Annotated in this window: 17 protein-coding genes and 1 riboswitch; of the genes, 6 read left to right on the forward strand and 11 right to left on the reverse strand. The window is 62.6% G+C overall.

What is annotated here, in order from left to right; genetic code table 11:
- Positions 1–94: 94 nt before the first annotated feature.
- The 3 genes from DMY87_RS24005 to DMY87_RS02365 all read left to right on the forward strand — a co-directional run bounded on the left by DMY87_RS24005 (position 95) and on the right by DMY87_RS02365 (position 2,697).
- Positions 95–298: a hypothetical protein gene (locus DMY87_RS24005; protein WP_133252993.1), complete on the forward strand. Its 204-nt coding sequence runs from the start codon at positions 95–97 to the stop codon at positions 296–298.
- A 324-nt stretch (positions 299–622) separates the two neighbouring features.
- The gene (locus tag DMY87_RS02360; protein WP_110789666.1) at positions 623–1,450 is read left to right on the forward strand and encodes a TlyA family RNA methyltransferase; all 828 of its coding nucleotides are present in this window, start codon (positions 623–625) and stop codon (positions 1,448–1,450) included.
- On the forward strand, positions 1,447–2,697 hold the full coding sequence (locus tag DMY87_RS02365; RefSeq protein ID WP_110789667.1) for a class I SAM-dependent RNA methyltransferase: 1,251 nt from the start codon (positions 1,447–1,449) through the stop codon (positions 2,695–2,697). The genes DMY87_RS02360 and DMY87_RS02365 overlap by 4 nt, the downstream gene beginning before the upstream one ends.
- Positions 2,698–2,701: 4 nt before the next feature.
- Here DMY87_RS02365 and DMY87_RS02370 read toward each other — a convergent pair whose 3' ends face one another.
- From DMY87_RS02370 to DMY87_RS02380, 3 genes are all read right to left on the reverse strand, one after another.
- Entirely contained in the window at positions 2,702–3,025 is a 324-nt protein-coding gene (locus DMY87_RS02370) for a hypothetical protein (RefSeq protein WP_110789668.1), read from the reverse strand.
- A gap of 132 nt (positions 3,026–3,157) precedes the next feature.
- Positions 3,158–3,916 carry a crotonase/enoyl-CoA hydratase family protein gene (locus tag DMY87_RS02375; protein WP_110789669.1) on the reverse strand — a complete coding sequence of 253 codons (759 nt, stop codon included), beginning with the start codon at positions 3,914–3,916 and terminating at the stop codon, positions 3,158–3,160.
- 155 nt (positions 3,917–4,071) lie between these two features.
- Entirely contained in the window at positions 4,072–5,850 is a 1,779-nt protein-coding gene (locus tag DMY87_RS02380; RefSeq protein WP_110789670.1) for an acyl-CoA dehydrogenase family protein, read from the reverse strand.
- Positions 5,851–6,251: 401 nt separating this feature from the next.
- Here DMY87_RS02380 and DMY87_RS02385 point away from each other — a divergent pair, with 401 nt between their 5' ends.
- The gene (locus DMY87_RS02385) at positions 6,252–8,165 is read left to right on the forward strand and encodes a PhoX family protein (RefSeq protein WP_110789671.1); all 1,914 of its coding nucleotides are present in this window, start codon (positions 6,252–6,254) and stop codon (positions 8,163–8,165) included.
- A gap of 129 nt (positions 8,166–8,294) precedes the next feature.
- Here DMY87_RS02385 and minE read toward each other — a convergent pair whose 3' ends face one another.
- The 7 genes from minE to DMY87_RS02420 form a co-directional block, all read right to left on the reverse strand.
- On the reverse strand, positions 8,295–8,555 hold the full coding sequence (gene minE / locus DMY87_RS02390; protein ID WP_062275848.1) for a cell division topological specificity factor MinE: 261 nt from the start codon (positions 8,553–8,555) through the stop codon (positions 8,295–8,297).
- Complete coding sequence (gene minD, locus DMY87_RS02395; protein ID WP_110789672.1) at positions 8,552–9,367, reverse strand: septum site-determining protein MinD; 816 nt, start codon at positions 9,365–9,367, stop codon at positions 8,552–8,554. The genes minE and minD overlap by 4 nt, the downstream gene beginning before the upstream one ends.
- A 29-nt stretch (positions 9,368–9,396) precedes the next feature.
- On the reverse strand, positions 9,397–10,167 hold the full coding sequence (gene minC / locus DMY87_RS02400) for a septum site-determining protein MinC (RefSeq protein WP_110789673.1): 771 nt from the start codon (positions 10,165–10,167) through the stop codon (positions 9,397–9,399).
- Between the two features lie 177 nt (positions 10,168–10,344).
- Complete coding sequence (locus DMY87_RS02405) at positions 10,345–10,848, reverse strand: BA14K family protein (protein WP_110789674.1); 504 nt, start codon at positions 10,846–10,848, stop codon at positions 10,345–10,347.
- A gap of 207 nt (positions 10,849–11,055) precedes the next feature.
- Positions 11,056–11,475, reverse strand: coding sequence for a BA14K family protein (locus tag DMY87_RS02410; protein ID WP_110789675.1), 420 nt, complete (start codon positions 11,473–11,475; stop codon positions 11,056–11,058).
- Between the two features lie 225 nt (positions 11,476–11,700).
- Complete coding sequence (locus DMY87_RS02415; RefSeq protein ID WP_110789676.1) at positions 11,701–12,786, reverse strand: FAD-binding oxidoreductase; 1,086 nt, start codon at positions 12,784–12,786, stop codon at positions 11,701–11,703.
- Positions 12,787–12,788: 2 nt separating this feature from the next.
- Entirely contained in the window at positions 12,789–14,033 is a 1,245-nt protein-coding gene (locus DMY87_RS02420) for an aromatic ring-hydroxylating oxygenase subunit alpha (RefSeq protein ID WP_110789677.1), read from the reverse strand.
- 101 nt (positions 14,034–14,134) lie between these two features.
- Positions 14,135–14,337, reverse strand: a riboswitch (cobalamin riboswitch).
- A gap of 303 nt (positions 14,338–14,640) precedes the next feature.
- On the opposite strand from DMY87_RS02420, the gene DMY87_RS02425 reads away from it, so the two are divergent.
- Complete coding sequence (locus DMY87_RS02425; RefSeq protein ID WP_110789678.1) at positions 14,641–15,243, forward strand: DUF6656 family protein; 603 nt, start codon at positions 14,641–14,643, stop codon at positions 15,241–15,243.
- Positions 15,244–15,249: 6 nt separating this feature from the next.
- Here DMY87_RS02425 and DMY87_RS02430 read toward each other — a convergent pair whose 3' ends face one another.
- The gene (locus tag DMY87_RS02430) at positions 15,250–16,320 is read right to left on the reverse strand and encodes a GGDEF domain-containing protein (RefSeq protein WP_245408807.1); all 1,071 of its coding nucleotides are present in this window, start codon (positions 16,318–16,320) and stop codon (positions 15,250–15,252) included.
- A 227-nt stretch (positions 16,321–16,547) separates the two neighbouring features.
- Here DMY87_RS02430 and DMY87_RS02435 point away from each other — a divergent pair, with 227 nt between their 5' ends.
- Positions 16,548–17,540 carry an L-threonylcarbamoyladenylate synthase gene (locus tag DMY87_RS02435; RefSeq protein WP_110789680.1) on the forward strand — a complete coding sequence of 331 codons (993 nt, stop codon included), beginning with the start codon at positions 16,548–16,550 and terminating at the stop codon, positions 17,538–17,540.

Below are 17,540 nucleotides of genomic sequence, written 5' to 3' on the forward strand. Positions count from 1 at the left end.
ACTCTCCGGGGAGTTCAAGTCTGTGGCAGAACCCAGCCGATCGACGCCGTCGACAACTGTGTAATGGGGGAACATCGGCAACGCGAACGCTGCGATGGTTGATGCCAGCGGTGAGGAATTACTTGGCTCTGACCGCCGTAAGGGAGGGCCACCCACTTTCATCATGAGTTCTGTGGCGACTGAATCCCCTCAATATCGAGGGGCTGATACTGTCAAATTAGGCAGCACCGGTAAAAACATCACTAAATTTTGTTGTGTAAATACAACTTTTGGCACGCAAAATTTGACGATTGCATGACAGCCCAAAAATGGTCCGAGGTTTCGATATAGGGCAGAAAAAGCGAAGCCCTCCGGGCCCGAATCCGGAGGGCTTCAGTTTGACTGCGGCCGGGAGGGGAACGGGGCGCGCAGGGATCGGCCGGTCGACGATCGCTTGGGAGGAGGAGATCTGCATCGGCCGACATCCGAATATTAGCGTTCATCGATTAAAGCTTCCCTAATGAAGCCAAAAAACGCATGGCGGACGCGGCGCATGGCGCCAGCGTCGCTGCAGAGGGTTCGAAGCGGCGGCGCCGGCAGAAAAACACTTGCGCCGCAGCGCCGCACCGATCATTGACGGGGGATGAGACATTTGCCCGAACCCCAGCGCCTCGACCAGCTTCTGGTCGCCCTCGACCTCTTTGCCAGCCGCTCGCGTGCGCGCGACGCGATCCAGCGCGGCACCGTGAAGGTCGATGGTAAAGTCGTCACCAAACCCAGCCTCGTTTTTGCTGCGACCCACGAGTTCACCATTGACGACCCGGCGCAGGATTATGTCTCGCGCGCCGCACTGAAGCTGGTGGCCGGGCTTGACCATTTCGGCCTTTCGCCCGAGGGCTGCGAATGTCTCGATGTTGGCGCCTCGACCGGCGGCTTCACGGAGGTCCTCTTGAAGCGCGGCGCGGCACATGTCGTCTCCGTGGATGTCGGCCATGGCCAGTTTCATCCCCGGCTTGCCGATGATCCGCGCGTCACCAATATCGAAGGGCTGAATGCCCGCTATATGGAACCGGAGGATATCGACGACAGGCCGATCGATTTCGTCGTCTCCGATGTCTCCTTCATCTCGCTGAAGCTGGCTCTGGTGCCGGCGCTGGAATTGGCCGAGCCCGGCGCGCATTGCCTGCTGCTGGTCAAGCCGCAGTTCGAGGCGGGTCGCGAGGCAATCAGTAAGGCGGGTCTCCTCAAGGAGCCGGAAACGGCACCGCTGGTGGCCGCCGAACTGGAACGCTGGCTGGTGGAAGACATGGGCTGGACAAGCCTCGGGCTGATCCCCTCCCCGATATCAGGCGGTGATGGCAACGAGGAATTCCTGCTAGCCGGCGTCAAGCCTGATGATGCCGAGGGCGCCGATGAAGAAGACGAAGACGACATCGATGGCGACGACATGAACGGCGAGGACGCAGAATGAGCGCCGAGACCGTCACCATATCAAGCCTCGGCGCCAAGGGCGACGGCGTTGCCCATGACAGCAACGGTCCGATCTTCGTGCCCTTTGCCCTTCCGGGCGAAACCGTCTCGATCGCGCGGGTGAAGAGCGAGGGCACGATCATGTCCTTCGCCACCACCTCACCCGACCGTGTCCAGCCGCCCTGCCGGCATTTCGGGCCAGATGGCGTCGGCGGCACCTGTGGCGGCTGTTCTCTGCAGCATCTCGCCAAGGCACCCTACAATGAATTCAAGCGGCAGATCCTGATCGATGCTCTGAAGTCCAAGGGTCTTGAAGCACCCGTCGGCGATATCTTCGAAGCGGCCCCGCATCAGCGCCGCCGTCTCGTCTTCACCGTGCGCCGGCGCGAGAGCGGCATCGTCATCGGCATCAACCAGGCCGAGACGCATCATGTCGTGAAGATCGAGGAGTGTCCCATCGCGTCCAACGGGATCCTTTCCCGGATGGATGCGATCTACACCATCGCCCGCGCCGCCGGCTCGGATGCCTTCCGCATCACGGTCACCGAGACGCTGACGGGTCTCGACATCTCGCTCGACGGTTTGCGTGGCGGGCTTGGCGACCAGGAGCGGCGGGCGGTGACCAATGCTGTCATCAAGCTCAAGGGCATTGCCCGCGTGTCGGCCAATGGCGAGATCGTCATCGAGCCGAACAAGCCGCTGCTCGATTTCGACGGTGCGCGCGTGGCGCTGCCGCCGGGCGGGTTTACCCAGGCGACGCTGGAGGCCGAGGCGCATATGGCCGAGCTCGCCATTGCCCATATCGGCAAGGCGAAGAAGGTCGCGGATCTCTTTGCCGGGGTTGGCACCTTTGCGCTCAGGATCGCCCGCAAGGCGAGCGTGTTCGCGGTCGAATCCGACGAGAAGGCGATCAAGGCGCTCGATCAGGGCGCACGGACAACACAGGGGCTGAAGCCCGTTAGCATCGAGCGACGCGACCTCTTCCGCCGGCCGCTAATGACCTCCGAGTTCAAGACCTTCGACGCCGTCGTCTTCGACCCGCCACGTGCGGGTGCTGAGGCGCAGTGTCTGGAACTGGCGAAGTCGCAGGTGAAGAAGATTGTCGCGATCAGCTGCAACCCGCTGACGCTGGCGCGCGACCTCGCAATCCTGACCGCTGGCGGCTATCGGATCGATAAGGTCACCCCGATCGACCAGTTCCTCTGGTCACCGCATGTCGAAGCGGTGGCCACGCTTACCAAGGGCTGACTGCTCAATAGGTATAGAGCGTTCCCGAGCCGGTGACGTTGGCGCAGCGGCAGCTACCGCCAACGCGACCGGGCCTTGCCGGGCACTGCGCCTGGCCGGTGCCACCGATCATATCGGACTGGTCGACGACGCAGACGTAACGCTGCGGCCGGACATAGGGCTGACGCGGACGCTTTGATTCACTCTGGAGGATGTCGTTGTCGTCGTTGCTGTCAACGAAGACCACGGCGGCCTTGGCCGTCGGTCCGGACACCGCCGGAACGGGGCCGGCATGGGCGGAGAGAGTGGCCATCATCAGGCCGATTGCGACACAAAACACACGCAACATGGGAACCTCGAATAGCAACAGATTGGGCAAGGAACGCCCGATGCGGGCAATGGTTGCCGACCCTAGGCCGAAAAGCCTGAACAGAGGCTGAATTGCCGGCTCGAGATGACCGTCGCGACCTGAACCCGGCCCTTACCGCCCCTTCATGAAGGCTTCGAAGGCGGCGCGGGCTTCGGCGCTTTTCAGCTGGGCGACGAAATGGACGAGCTCTTCCTGCATGCGCGTGCGCACCTCATCGGCGCTGCCCTTGATGAGGGCGCGGGCGATCTTCATCGCGGCCGGCGGCTTGGACGCGAGCGAGGAGGCGATCTTCAGCGTCTCGGCCTCAACCTCTCCCGGCGACACGACCTTCCAGATGAGACCGGCCTCGCGGGCCTGTTCGGCGGAGAAACCTTCGCTGGCGGCGAGCATGGCAAAGGCGCGCTGGTGGCCCATGATGCGCGGTGCGATCAGGCTGGAGGCGGCTTCCGGGACCAGCGCCAGATCGACGAAGGGCGTCTTGAACAGACTGCGGTCGGAGGCAACCGTCAGGTCGCAATGCATGTGCAGCGTCGTGCCGATGCCGATCGCCAGACCATCGACGCCTGACACAAGCGGCTTGGTGACTTCGGTGAGCGCCTTCAAGAGGCCGAAGGCGGCGGGTTCGCCGACGGCGCCGGCCATGGCGAAGCCTAAGAAATCGGCCATGTCATTGCCGGCGGAGAAACAGCCTTCGGTGCCGAGGAAGGCGATGGCGCGGATCGTATCGTCCTGCTCGCCCTCCAGCAGGCCTGCGGTCAGCTTCTGGTACATGGACTGCGTGATGGCGTTCTTCTTGTCCGGGCGGTTGAAGCGCAGGACGAGGACGCCGGGATGGGCTTCTGGGCGGGTGATCTCAATGTGGTCGGTCATCTCAGCTTCCTCGGGTGGTCCCCACCCTCCCCTTGAGGGGGAGGGTCGGAGCGCAGCTCCGGGGTGGGGTGAACAACGACATATGCTGGTTTTGGCAGGGTCACCCCCACCCGCCGCTTTGCGGCGACCTCCCCCCTCAAGGGGGAGGTGGGAGCTTATGCAAACAGTGCGCGCGCCGCTTCCAGGCTCGCGGCGCCATTGACGACGCGGTCCTTGAGCGCCGCAGTCTCGGCGATCAGGTTTTCGGCGGCGAAGCGGCAGAGCGCCAGGCGGTTGTCGCGGCCGTGGTCCTCATCCGCCAATGCGCCCTTGGCGAGGTAGACACCCGTCAAGGCAAGGCCGAAGAGGCGCTGGTAGGGCGTGGCACCTGCGAGTGCGGCGGAGGCATTGCCGCTCGCCAGCTGCGAGAGCAGCCATTCGGTGGCGTCTTCGAGGTCGGAGAGGCTGGCGTCCAGACGGGCGGCAGTCTCGCCGAACCCTTCGAGATTGGAGGCGCGCACGGCGTTTACCACCTGCTTCAGCTCGGTGATGTAGCCACGCACATGATTGCCGTTCGACAGCGGCAGCTTGCGGGTCACGAGGTCGGCGGCCTGGATGCCGTTGGTGCCCTCATAGATCGGCGCGATGCGGCTGTCGCGCCAGTAGCGGGCAGCGCCGGTTTCCTCGATGAAGCCCATGCCGCCATGGGTCTGGATGCCGAGCGAGGCGACATCGACGCCGGCATCGGTGGCGAAGGACTTGGCAATCGGGGTGAGCAGGGCGGCGCGTTCGGCCCAGTGGCGGGCCTCATCGCCGTCTGCATGATGGCTCATGTCGGTGGCGTGGGCGCAGACATAGCAGATGGCGCGCGAGCCTTGGGTCAGCGCCTTCATCGTCACAAGCATGCGGGCGACGTCCGGATGCTCAATGATCGGCGACATGCCGGAGCCGATCCAGCCCGGAGCCTTCCCTTGCGTGCGGTCCTTGGCGTATTGCACGGCCTTCTGGGTGGCGGCCTCGCAGATGGCGACGCCCTGCATGCCGACGGCGAGTCGGGCATTGTTCATCATGGTGAACATGCAGGCGAGGCCCTTGTTCTCCTCGCCGATCAGCCAGCCGATGGCACCGGCTTCATCACCATACTTGCCGTCGCCATAGATCATGGTGCAGGTCGGCGAGCCGTGGATGCCGAGCTTGTGCTCCAGGGAATGGCAGTGAAGATCGTTGCGGGCGCCGATCGAGCCGTCATCGTTGACGAGATATTTCGGCACGAGGAAGAGCGAGATGCCGCGGGTTCCGGCGGGGGCATCGGGGAGACGGGCGAGGACGAGATGGATGATGTTCTCGGTGATCTCGTGTTCGCCCCAGGTGATGAAGATCTTCTGGCCGAAGATGCGGTAGGTGCCGTCATCGCGGCGTTCTGCGCGGGATTTCATCACGCCGAGATCCGAGCCGGCATGAGGCTCGGTGAGGTTCATCGTGCCGGTCCACTCGCCGGAGACCATCTTGGGCAGGTATTTTGCCTTCAGCTCTTCCGAGCCGTGGGCGGTGACGGCATCGACGGCCCCCATGGTCAGCGTCGGACCAAGGGCAAAGCCCATGGAGCCAGAATTCCACATCTCGAGTGCTGCGACATTCAGCATATGCGGAAGCCCCTGCCCGCCGAAATCCTCCGATGCCGTCAGCGAGTTCCAGCCACCTTCGGCCCAGGCACGGTAAAGCGTGTCCCAACCCTCGGGCACGACGACCTTGCCGTCGACCATGCGGGCGCCCTGCTTGTCGCCGATCTCGGCGAGCGGAGCGACCTCGTCCGAGGCAAAGCGGCCGGCTTCCGTCAGGATCGCGTCGACGAGATCGTCGCTCAGGTCACCCAGTCTGCCGTCGTCGATGGCTTTCGAGAGGCCTGCGACATGCTTGAGGGTGAACGCGATCTCTTCTACGGGCGCCTTGTACATGACGTGCTCCTCCAACTGGCGTATGCTCGTGGCCGCGCCAATTCTCCACCCAGGAGGCGCGGCTCATTCTCTCAAATGGCTAATTGATTTTTACGTAAACGTCAAATCTTTTGGAAGCGCCAGCTCGCCCCATCCGCTGCCGGCCTGCGCCTCCGGATGAAGGCGGGTCAAGGCATAGACAAACTTGCGTGAGCGACCACCGCCGCACCATTCTTGACGGCTCCGGAGTGAATGGCAAAGGCAAGGCAGTCCAAGCATTTGTCGGGACAATTCCGGCAAACCCGGGCGACCGCCCGCCCCCGCGCACGTCGCACAGGGCGTTTTCGGACGGAGATTCGTCACATGACTGTTACCCAGGCTGGCTAGTCGGGGGTGGACTTCAACCCAAAGGAGGCACTGCCATGACCGAGACCAACACCAATCATCTCTCCTGGGACGAATGGGACGAGCTGCACAATCCGCCGCCGGCCGTCACCGATTTCGACCGCGTCGTCGAGCGCGCCGTTTCCCGCCGTGGTTTCCTCGGCGGTGTGCTGGCACTTGGATCTGCCGCTGCCGCCATGGGCACGCTCGGCAACCTGATGAGCTCGACCTCGGCCCAGGCGCAGGACGCCGGCTCGCGCTTCCCGTTCAAGCCGGTGCCTGTCTCCACCGACAACACCGTGCATGTGCCGGAAGGCTATCGCTGGGAGCCGCTCGCCAAGTGGGGCCAGCCGCTGTTCTCGACCGCCTCCGACATCGACCCGATGAATGGTGTGTCGCTGGAGAATTCCGACAAGGTGTTCGGCGAAAACACCGACGGCATGGAGCTGTTCGTGATTGGCAGCGCCCAGGTGATCGCCGTCAACCATGAATATGTGAACAACGAGACCAACCTGCCCCACAATGAAAAGGGCATGCCGAAGAGCCTCGACGACGTAAAGATCCTGCAGCACATGCAGGGCGTGACCGTCATGGAAGTGGCCGAAGGCGAAAAGGGCTGGCAGATCGTCGTCGACAGCAAGTTCAATCGCCGTATTCACCACAATACGCCAATGAAGCTCTCTGGCCCGGCTGCAGGTTCTGATCTTGTGAAAACGGCTGCCGATCCCAATGGCGTCGACTGTCTCGGGACCTTCAACAATTGCGGCGCCGGCAAGACGCCGTGGGGCACCTATCTGACCTGCGAAGAGAATTTCAACGGCTATTTCGGCACCATCACAGCCGACTTCAAGCTGCCCGACGACTACAAGCGCTACGGCATCGTGGCCGAGACCCGCTACGGCTATGAACTGTTCGACGAGCGTTTCGACGTATCGAAGAACCCGAACGAGCCGCGTCGCGCCGGTTACGTTGTCGAGATCGATCCGTCGGACGCCTCCTCGACGCCGATCAAGCGCACGGCGCTTGGCCGCATCAAGCATGAGAACGCCGCAGTGGTGGTTGCCCGTGACGGTCGCGTCGTCGTCTATATGGGTGACGACGAGCGCGGCGAGTTCCTCTACAAATATGTCTCCAACGGCATCTACGTCCCGGGCGGAGACACCTCCAAGCTGCTCGACGAAGGCACGCTTTTCGTTGCGAAGTTCTCCGACGAGGGCACCGGCGAATGGCTGGCGCTGACGGAAGAGACGACCGGCATGAAGATGGACGAGATCTGCGTCTTCACCCGCCAGGCCGCTTCCAAGGTCGGCGCAACCACCATGGACCGCCCGGAATGGGTCGCCACCAACCCGGTTGCCATCGAAGCCTATTGCTGCCTGACCAACAACAGCAATCGCGCTGTTCTCAAAGACGGCAAGATGAAGACCAATGCCGGCGGTGACGTGATGGCACTCAATGCCGTCAACCCGCGCGAGGCCAATGAATACGGCCAGATCGTACGCTGGTATCCGGAGAATGACGACCATGCCGATGGCAAGTTCAAGTGGGACCTGTTCCTGATGGCGGGCAATCCCGCCGTGCACAAGGACGGGCCCTATGCCGGTTCGTCGAACATCAACGAAGGCAACATGTTCAACTCGCCTGACGGCATGATGTTCGATTCGACCGGTCTGCTGTGGATCCAGACCGATGGCGAAGATTCGAACGAAGGCGACTTTGCCGGCCAGGGCAACAACCAGATGCTGGCGGGCGACCCGGTCACCGGCCGCATCGAGCGCTTCCTCACGGCACCGAAGGGTGCCGAAGTCACCGGCCAGACCTGGTCGGCCGACAAGCGCACGCATTTCGTCGGCATCCAGCATCCCGATGCGCCGTTCCCGGATGGTGAAGGCAAGCTGCCGCGCTCGACGATCGTTGCGATCAAGAAGAACGACAACGCCCGGATCGGCTGATACCGGGTCAGAGGCAAGGCGGCACTGCCGCCCTGCCCCACGCGTTTAACGACAGCACAGCAAACGAGAAGGCCGCCAACCGGAGTTCCGGTGGCGGCCTTTTCTATGGGTGGGCGTTTCGGTCTCCGCTCAGGCGGCGAGGCGCTGGGCGTTGAGCGGGATTTCGACGTCGATCTCAAGGATCGAGACGTCGCCGTCGCGGTCCATCTTGATCTCGACCTTGTCGCGGTCGAATTCGACATGTTTGGCGATCACAGCGAGGATTTCCTCACGCAGGACGGCCACCAGATCGCTTTCCAGCGACGCCCGTTCATGGGCGAGCAGGACCTGCAGTCGCTCGCGCGCCATCGGGGCGGAACGCTGCTTGCGGAACAGGGAGAAAATGCTCATGCGGCCCTCCGCGCGAAGATCTTGTCGAGGAGGCCACGCTTCTCGCCAGGGATGGTGATCGGGACGTTTTCGCCAGCCAGACGGCGGGCGGCGTCGAAGTAGGCGAGAGCCGGCGCACTGCGGGCGTCAGCCAGCGTCACCGGAGCGCCGATGTTGGAGGCGCGCAGAACGTCCATGCTTTCCGGGATGATGCCGAGCAGCGGGATCGAGAGGATCTCCAGCACGTCATCGACCTTCAGCATGTCGCCACGCTGGGCGCGGTTGGCGTCGTAACGGGTCAGCAGCAGGTGCTTTTCCATACGCTCGCCGCGCTCGGCCTTCAGCGTCTTGGAATCCAGCAGACCGATGATGCGGTCCGAGTCACGCACCGAGGAGACTTCCGGGTTGGTGACGACAACGGCCATGTCGGCATGGCGCATGGCAAGCGTCGCGCCGCGTTCGATGCCGGCCGGGCTGTCGCAGATGATCCAGTCGAAATACTTCTTCAGCTCGGTGATGACCTGCTCGACGCCTTCGGCGGTCAGGTTGTCCTTGTCGCGGGTCTGCGAGGCGGGCAGCAGGAAGAGCGTTTCCAGCCGCTTGTCGCGGATCAGCGCCTGGGGCAGCTTGGCATCGCCCTGGATGACATTGACCAGATCGTAGACGACGCGGCGCTCGGCGCCCATCACCAGATCGAGATTGCGAAGGCCCACGTCAAAATCGACGACGACGACCTTTTCATTGCGCTGCGCCAGCGCTGCACCGAGAGCGGCCGTCGACGTGGTCTTGCCGACCCCGCCCTTGCCGGATGTCACGACTATCACCTTGCCCATGTGGTTCTCCTGTCTATCCCCGCTCACGTTCACGTCATTCTTTCTGTCATGATTGCATCCCCCTCCAGCCAAAGCTGAACTGGATGCCCTTTCAGTTCCGGATCCATATCGTCGGTCATCGCGTAGACACCGTCGATTGCCACCAGTTCGGATTCGAACTTACGACAGAAGATCCTTGCGTCGGCATTGCCAACGCATCCGGCGAGCGCTCTGCCACGCAATGCGCCATAAATATGCACCGAGCCTCCGGCGATCACTTCGGCACCTGACTGCACCGAACCGATGACGGTCACGTCGCCCTGGGTGTAGATCACCGACTGACCGGACCGCACCGTTTCCCGCACGATCAGCGAGGGCGCCGAGATCTGGCTCTGCTGGACCACCACCTGCGGCGGGGCCTGTTCCACCGGCGGGTTCGCCGCCGCTTCGGCGCTGTTTCCGCTCGCCGGTTCCGGTGTCTCGGATCGCGGCACTTCGTAATCGGCGGCCGGCTTGCCACCCTTCAGCATCGGCGGCATGCCCGGCTCGACCAGCGACGGGCGACCGCCCTCGACGCCCATGATCGAGACATTGCGGCTGGCGAGCCCTGCGATCAGCGCCTTCAGCTGCGGCCGGTCGATTTCCAGGTCCGACACGTCGAGGACGACGGGACGACCGAGAAAGAAGCCGGCCGAGCGGGCCGCAAGATCATCGAGCCGGACGAGCCAATCGTCGAACGGCAGATCCGGCGTCAGGACGACGGCCAGGAAGGATCTACCCTTGATGCGGATGGAGCGTGGTTCGGTTAGCACTTTGGTCATCTACGTAAACAAATCGTTGATGAAAGGAGTAGCGCCGATTTGGTTAACAAATGGTTAATGCGGCTCCGGCGGCGTTAGGAAAGTCGCGGAAATGCCATAGAAAAAGCCGCCCGCAGCGTGAGGCTGCGGACGGCTTTCAAGAGGGGCGAACCGGGCGGATTTTGCCGCCCGAGACGATCAATAATAAGGCGACAGGCACTGCTGGCGCGGGCCGTTATACGGCTGGAAGGTGTTCGAATAGCTGTCGTACGAACGATAGCGGTTCTGGCACCACTGATAGTGCTGCGGGTTGATATTGCCGGCCCGCGGCACGGCGCGCGGCTGGTTGGCAATCGCACCGCCGATGATAGCGCCAGCCGCGAAGGCTGCGAGCGGGTACCAATAGCCATTGTGATAACGGTAACCCGAGCGGCGCTCACGATAGCCACGATGGCCGTTCCAATAGCGTGAACTTTCGTAGCGGTTATAGCGCTCATAACGCTCGTAGCGGTCACGACGATCATAACGGCGATCTCGGTAGATGCGGATGCCGCCATCGATGTACTGGACATTGCTGGCATCCGTCGTCGTGGTGATCGGTGCTGCCGGGCGGATGACCTGCGCCTGGGCGGGGATCATGCTGGTCACAGCAAGGATCGATGCGAGAGCCGCGACGGCCGTCGTCTTCAATGCACGCTTCATGATGTTTCTCCCTGCATGTTTCTTCTGGTCGTCGGGAGCGGGGCATGCCCCGGTCCTCGACCGTGAAAGAAAGGTTAACGGGGCCAGCCTGAACTCAGAATTAACATGCCGTTCATGGCTCGCGCTTCGCGCGCAACGGTTCTGTGACCGCTCCGACGCGCAAGTGCCGGTTAACGACGGGAGGCGTGTTTTGTTCCCTGAGAGGCCTCAGCCATAGGGCGAGTAACACTGCTGGCGCGGGCCGTGATACGGCTGGAAGCTGTTGCTGCGCCAATGATAGGAGCGGTAACGATCGGCGCACCAGCTGTAGTGGCGCGGGTTGAGACCGCCGCCATAGCCGACGATGTGACGGCGCGGGATCGGCACATCAATGATGACCCCGGCGCGCATGGAGCCGGGCGAAAACCAGAGCCCGTTATGATAGACATAACCTGGTCGGTGGAGCCTGTGGCCATAAGGCCTGATACCATATGGGCGCGACATGACCGTGAAACGCTCATATTGGCGGTAGCTGGTATGGCGCTCGTAGATGCGGATTTCGATGCCGCCGGCCTCAGCCTTGCTGCCGGACTCCGCCAGACCGGTGAATGACAGGCACAAGGCCGCGAGAACAGAAACAAGCTTCATGCGTGATCCCCCCTTTGGCAATGCCCCACAAGCCCCCCACCTTCATGGCTGGGGCTGGCCTGACCGCGATCAGCGGCCGGGCAGTCTCCTTGAGGCAAGGCTAATCGGGCTCTGAAGCGCCCGCAAGCGGGTGTGACTGCGCGGGGCATGTCTGCAACGAAAAGAGGGCAAATCCGATCCGGACTTGCCCCCTTTTCACACACACACGATGTCGGGACTGAGCGCTCAGGCCTCAATCTCGATGTCGCCCTTCGGCCGTGAGCAGCAGGCGAGGATGTAACCTTCGTCGATCTCGTCGTCGAGGATGCCGCCATTGTGGTCCATCTCGACCTCGCCGGAGATCTTCATCACCTTGCAGGTGCCGCAGAGGCCGGATTCGCAGGCCGCACCAATGCGCACGCCGGCGGCGCGGGCCGCCTGGAGAACCGTGTGGCCGGGGGCGCAGAGGCCGTCCTTGCCGGACATGGCGAACTTGACCTTGGTCGGCTGCTCGCCATCGGCATGATCGGCGACCACCACCAGCGGCTCAGGCTTGACCGGCTGGAAGGCCTCTTCATGATAATTCCTCATGTCGAAGCCAGCGCCCTCAAGCGCCTCGCGCACGGTTGCCATGAAGGGGGCCGGGCCGCAGCAGAAGACGGTGCGTTCGAGGAAGTCTGGCGCCAGCAGCGCGATCTTGGCCTTGTCGATGCGGCCCTTCAGGCCCGACCAGAGCTGACCGCGGCCGAGCTGCTCGATGATGAAGCCGAGCTGGAAGTTCGGCATGTCGCGCGCCTTGGCTTCCAGCTCCCAGCGGAAGATGATGTCGTCAGGCGAACGGGCGCAGTTCAGGAACGTGATGTCGCTGTCCGGGGCCCGGTCGCTGAGGTCACGGGTCATCGACATCATCGGCGTAATGCCGGACCCGGCCGAGACGAAGAGGTATTTCTTGCCCGGATGGCGGGCATAGGAAAAATCGCCGAGCGGGCCAAACGCCTTCAGCGCCATGCCAGGCTTCAGGTTGTCGAACATCCAGCGCGTGCCGATGCTTTCGGCCTGCGCCTTCACCGTGACCGCAACCGTATAAGGGCGCGAGGGGCTGGAGGAGAGCGTATAGGTGCGCATCACCGGCTCAGGCTCGGCCGGGATCTCCAGCGTGACGAACTGGCCGGGCTGGTAACGGAACCAGAGACCCGGCTTGTTCGGCTTGAAGGTGAAGGTCATCACGTCGGGGGCTTCCGGCGTGACGGCAACACATTCGAGCAGATGCTCCCGGTCGGACCAGGGATGCATCTCATCGACGTGACGGTAGGGATTGACCGCGATGTTCATCTTTACGCCACCGCCGACAGGCGGGCCTTGTCGCCCTGCAGACGCTCGATCATGAAGTTCGAATACCATTCGACGAACTGCATGACGCCGCCTTCGTGATCGACCGAATAGGGACCGGGCTCATAGGCTGGCGAGCGAATGCCGAAGGCATTTTCCTCGACGATAGAGCGGTCCTGGTCGTTGGTCATGGTCCAGACATGGGTGAGTTCGTCGAGGTCGTAATCGACGCCTTCAACCGCATCCTTGTGAACCAGCCAGGTGGTGGTCACAGCCGTTTCCTCGGCCGAGATCGGCAGCACGCGGAAGGAGATCGCGTGGTCGCCGAGGATATGGTTCCAGGTGGTCGGGTAATGGAAGAGCAGCATGGTGCCGATATGGCTGATCTGCACGTCGCCGGAGAGCGGCTTCTTCACCGCGCGCTTGCCCGACATGGTATAGCTTTCGGCATCCTGGATCAGCGGCATGCGGGCGACGCGGAACTGGCCTGACGGGTCCATCTTGAATTCGGAGGGCAGGCCGGCGGCCTCGCAGCGCGCCCAGTGTTCGGCGATGAAGGGGTCATCCTTGGCGCCCTGCACGCCGGTTGCCGTCGGGGCTTCCGGATAGGTGCGGCAGAGTTCCGGATGGTTGCCGGCGCAGTGGTAGCATTCGCGGTTGTTTTCCCAGACGAGCTTCCAGTTGCCCTTTTCGATGATCGTGGTCTTGTGCGCGACCTTGGCTTCCGACAGGCGATGCGGCGCCATGTAGGGTTCGATCGAGGCGCGGACGGGGGCGAAATCCGGGGCTTCGTTGGCGAGGCAGATGAAGATGTAGCCGGCCACGGTTTCGCAATGGACCGTCTTCAGGCCGAAATCGGCCTTGTCGAAATTCTCGCCCATCTGGCGGGCGAAGACCAGGGAGCCGTCGAGATCATAGGTCCACTGGTGATAGGGACAGACGAGCTTGGCAGATGCGCCCTTGTCCTGGGTGCAGACACGGTGGCCGCGATGGCGGCAGGTGTTGTGGAAGGCGCGGATGACCTGGTCCTTGCCGCGCACGATGACGACGGGATAATCGCCGACCTGGACGGTGAAGTAGTTGCCGGCACGCGGGATCTCGCAGTCATGGCCCATGAACAGCCAGTCGCGATACCAGATCGTCTCCATGTCGAGCTTGAAGTAATCCTGATCGATATAGAAGGGCTGTTCGAGGCTGAAGCCCTCGCGGCGGTTCTTCAGCTGGCGCAATGCCTTGGTCTGCAGGTCCATGTCGTCCTCGTTTTCCTAAATCGGCAGACGAGGAGCGCAGCAGGGATCCGCCCATCGGGATGGGGCAGAACACAACTATCTCCGGCCGCCCGCCGCGACCCTGATGTACATTTCCCGAGGCTGGTTTCCGGGCTGAGGAGTGGTCCATTGACGGACCGCGCTGGCGCCTTCCCAGGGTTTCCCCCAGTGGCTTTGTGCCGAAACGCATTCTCCACCACCGTTGCGGGGGCAGCGCCGGATTTCGACCGGCTTCCCGATTTCCTGCCCTCCCTAGCTGGGCAGCACCTCGAGCGTCCGATCATCTAATCACAAGGGCGAAGGCGGCGCTGCACTGCGAAACGACACGACAGAAATCGTTTGCGACATCGACGCGTTTGCCACCACACACAGAAGAAAGGCGAATTCTCTTTATATTTCCGAAAACTGCAGCAACGGGGAAGAATTTCCGATCTCGGCAATGGCGCAAACAAGCGATCCAAGGAAGTTCCGAAGATTTGCGTTGCGGCAAGCCTCGGGAAACCTCTGTGCTGCAGAATACCGGCAAATGATGATTAACCATGCTGCGGTAAGCTCAAGACATGAAGCCGGGCACCGTCAGAGCGTTACCATGCAGAAACTGAGATATTTCGCGGCATCCAAGACCGACAAGACAGGGCTTCCCGGCAAGGCGGCGCATACCGAATTCCTGCGAACCGGACGGATCTCGCGCCATCGCGACGACTGGGTGCCGGAGCAGAAACGCTATCTGACCTACGAGGAAGTGGCCGAGCGGACCGGCAAACGGCTGGAAGCAGCCGCCGACACGACCCATACGAGGATCAATTCCTTCCATCGCTCGATCCAGTTTCCCAAGATCATCTTCCACCGTACATTGGCCGACAGCCCGCATCTGGGTTACTGTCATGTGACGGCGGCGCGAACGAACTTTGCGCACTATGCCGATGTGCGCTGGGCCTTTTACATCGCGAACTTCTTCGCCGAGATCGGCGAGAACGAAGCCTTCTTCGAGCGTATCCGGCAGAACTATTCGCGGATGTATTTCGCGGTGGCGATGAAGCCGGAAGCGGAGGCGAAGAGCATGTCGATCGACCGTTCGATCCGCGACAACGGCTTGCTGTTTCGCACCCATGACCCCAAGGAAGCGCTCCGCAACGTGCTGCTGCTCGGCGCACGGGACGCCGAGCTTCGCAAGATCATCAGGAAGCTTTGAGCGCGATCACGCCCCGAAGCCGCCAACCGGCTTCTTCTTGTAGAGCAGCCAATCCTTCGAGACGTAATCCGATGCGCCGTAGACGGTGACGGTATCGCCGCCGGCCGCCTTGGATGTGGCGAGCGCCTTTTCCGCAAAGTTGGTAAAGTCGAAGGCATTCGGGGCCTGCTCGGAGAAGCAGATGCCGAAGGACATCGACAGCTGACCCAAGCTGCGGCCGCCATTCGAACCGACGAGGGCGCTGGCCTTCAGCTTGCCGCGCACGAGGTCCACGACGCGGCTGATCTCATCCTGATCCGAGGTGTAGAGCAGCAGGCCGAAGCGACCGCCATCGAAGCGGCAGGCGAGGTCGCCACCGCCGGAGACGGCTTCGAGAACCTTGCCAACCTGCATCAGCAGGCGTTCGGCGACGGTCGGACCCATCTGTTCCTGGATTCGCGCATACTCGTCGATCTCGCCGACGGCGACGCCGCAGAGGACGGGCATTTCGGGATTGGAATAGATCTTCGCGACCGCCTTGTTGAAGGCGCGGCGGCTTGCGAGCCCGGTCAACGGATCGACGAATTTGGCTGCTTCGGCCTCTTCCGCCTCGCGCTGGAGATCGGCAAGGGCAGCGGTCTTGTCGACGACGGCGCGCACGACATTGCTGTTCTGGTGCGCGCGCTTCTCGGTTGCCGCCTTCAGCATCTTGATCGACTGGCCAAGCGGGGTGCCTTCGAGATCCGCCTCTGTCAGGATGGTGCGGGAGGCGTGGCCAATGACGCGGCCGTAATCGGTGAGGGAGATCTTCTCCTCGTTGAGAAGCGAGATGAAATTGCTCATTTCGGCGCGAACCTGACCGTTCTGGCGGCTCAGCAACCCGTCTTCATGCTGGTGGGGCAGATATTTGCGGCCAAGCTCGTCAAGCGCTTCCTGGGTCTTGACCTTGCCAAGCGCGATGAAGTCGCGAACCAGCTCCGGATTGCTGCCCGAATAGGCCTCATAGACGAGCTCGTAATTGCGCGGAAGGCCATCAATGCCCATCTGGTGCATGGCGGTCGCCACGCGAAGCGCGATGCTGGCCGCTGGGTTCTTCATTTGCTGCATCTCATACGTCCCGGATCTGGAGGCAATCTTGTCGCTGAGATTAGAATAAGCAGAAGACTTCTTTCTTTCGGTTACGCCGCTATTTAAAATTTGAACCATTCAAATACCCCCTTGAATTAAAGGGTGTGATTTTCCGTGGTTCCGATCACAAAAAGAGGTTTGATCACGCAACCCCGTCCGGGCTATGCACGGGTTTTGAAACTGGCAGGGCGGGCGCGATGGCGCGGGTGATCTCGACAGGTGACGACGGCGGAGCGGAGGCGGCGATTGCGGCCAGCATTGCGGTGCTTGGCGCGGGCCGCCCGGTCGCCATACCCACCGAGACCGTTTACGGCCTCGCCGCAGACGCGACCAATCCGGCAGCGATCACCTCGATCTATGAGACCAAGGGACGGCCGCGCTTCAACCCGCTGATCTGCCATATGGCGGATCTTCCCATGGCGGAGCGCCATGCGGTGTTCGATCCGATTTCGCGAAGGCTTGCCGAGGCTTTCTGGCCCGGGCCCCTGACGCTGGTGCTGCCGCTGAAGGAGGATTCAGGCATTCATCCGCTGGCGACGGCCGGGCTCGACACGGTCGGGATCCGTGTGCCCGTCGGCTTCACGTCAGCGCTCATCCGCAGTTTCGGGCGACCGCTTGCAGCCCCCAGCGCCAATTCCTCCGGGCGGGTCAGCCCGACGACCGCTCAGCATGTGGAGGCCGATCTCGGCGCGAAGATCGAGGTCATCGTCGATGGCGGCGCCTGCCCTGTCGGCGTGGAATCGACCATCGTCAAGGTCGAGGACGGTGAAGCCCGCCTGCTGCGGCCGGGTGGCGTTGCCGTCGAGGTAATCGAGGCGGTGATCGGCCGGAAGGTCATTCGCCCGAAGGCAACCGGGACGGCCGCGATCGAAGCGCCGGGCATGCTCGCCTCGCATTATGCCCCCAATGCCTCCGTTCGGCTGAATGCGGCAGCGGTGGCACCGGGCGAGGCTTTGATCGCCTTCGGCAACGGCGATATTGCCGGCGCAGCGGATGCGAAGGCGGTGTTCAACCTCAGCCCGCGTGGCGACCTTGCCGAAGCCGCCAGCAACCTCTTCGACTTTCTCAAGCGCGCAGATGCGAGCGGCGCCACGGGTATCGCGGTGGCACCGATCCCGGATGACGGTCTCGGGGAAGCGATCAATGACCGGCTGACGCGGGCGGCTGCGCCGCGCGGCACGGAGGAATAA

The organism is Peteryoungia wuzhouensis, assembly GCF_003205195.1.
GTDB lineage: Bacteria > Pseudomonadota > Alphaproteobacteria > Rhizobiales > Rhizobiaceae > Allorhizobium > Allorhizobium wuzhouense.

What these genes read in the sequence shown, in the direction of transcription:
- DMY87_RS24005 (WP_133252993.1), top strand. Translation starts at nt 95, where the DNA reads ATGGTTGATGCCAGCGGTGAGGAATTACTTGGCTCTGACCGCCGTAAG.
- DMY87_RS02360 (WP_110789666.1), top strand. Translation starts at nt 623, where the DNA reads ATGAGACATTTGCCCGAACCCCAGCGCCTCGACCAGCTTCTGGTCGCC.
- DMY87_RS02365 (WP_110789667.1), top strand. Translation starts at nt 1,447, where the DNA reads ATGAGCGCCGAGACCGTCACCATATCAAGCCTCGGCGCCAAGGGCGAC.
- DMY87_RS02370 (WP_110789668.1), bottom strand. Translation starts at nt 3,025, where the DNA reads ATGTTGCGTGTGTTTTGTGTCGCAATCGGCCTGATGATGGCCACTCTC.
- DMY87_RS02375 (WP_110789669.1), bottom strand. Translation starts at nt 3,916, where the DNA reads ATGACCGACCACATTGAGATCACCCGCCCAGAAGCCCATCCCGGCGTC.
- DMY87_RS02380 (WP_110789670.1), bottom strand. Translation starts at nt 5,850, where the DNA reads ATGTACAAGGCGCCCGTAGAAGAGATCGCGTTCACCCTCAAGCATGTC.
- DMY87_RS02385 (WP_110789671.1), top strand. Translation starts at nt 6,252, where the DNA reads ATGACCGAGACCAACACCAATCATCTCTCCTGGGACGAATGGGACGAG.
- minE (WP_062275848.1), bottom strand. Translation starts at nt 8,555, where the DNA reads ATGAGCATTTTCTCCCTGTTCCGCAAGCAGCGTTCCGCCCCGATGGCG.
- minD (WP_110789672.1), bottom strand. Translation starts at nt 9,367, where the DNA reads ATGGGCAAGGTGATAGTCGTGACATCCGGCAAGGGCGGGGTCGGCAAG.
- minC (WP_110789673.1), bottom strand. Translation starts at nt 10,167, where the DNA reads ATGACCAAAGTGCTAACCGAACCACGCTCCATCCGCATCAAGGGTAGA.
- DMY87_RS02405 (WP_110789674.1), bottom strand. Translation starts at nt 10,848, where the DNA reads ATGAAGCGTGCATTGAAGACGACGGCCGTCGCGGCTCTCGCATCGATC.
- DMY87_RS02410 (WP_110789675.1), bottom strand. Translation starts at nt 11,475, where the DNA reads ATGAAGCTTGTTTCTGTTCTCGCGGCCTTGTGCCTGTCATTCACCGGT.
- DMY87_RS02415 (WP_110789676.1), bottom strand. Translation starts at nt 12,786, where the DNA reads ATGAACATCGCGGTCAATCCCTACCGTCACGTCGATGAGATGCATCCC.
- DMY87_RS02420 (WP_110789677.1), bottom strand. Translation starts at nt 14,033, where the DNA reads ATGGACCTGCAGACCAAGGCATTGCGCCAGCTGAAGAACCGCCGCGAG.
- DMY87_RS02425 (WP_110789678.1), top strand. Translation starts at nt 14,641, where the DNA reads ATGCAGAAACTGAGATATTTCGCGGCATCCAAGACCGACAAGACAGGG.
- DMY87_RS02430 (WP_245408807.1), bottom strand. Translation starts at nt 16,320, where the DNA reads ATGAAGAACCCAGCGGCCAGCATCGCGCTTCGCGTGGCGACCGCCATG.
- DMY87_RS02435 (WP_110789680.1), top strand. Translation starts at nt 16,548, where the DNA reads ATGGCGCGGGTGATCTCGACAGGTGACGACGGCGGAGCGGAGGCGGCG.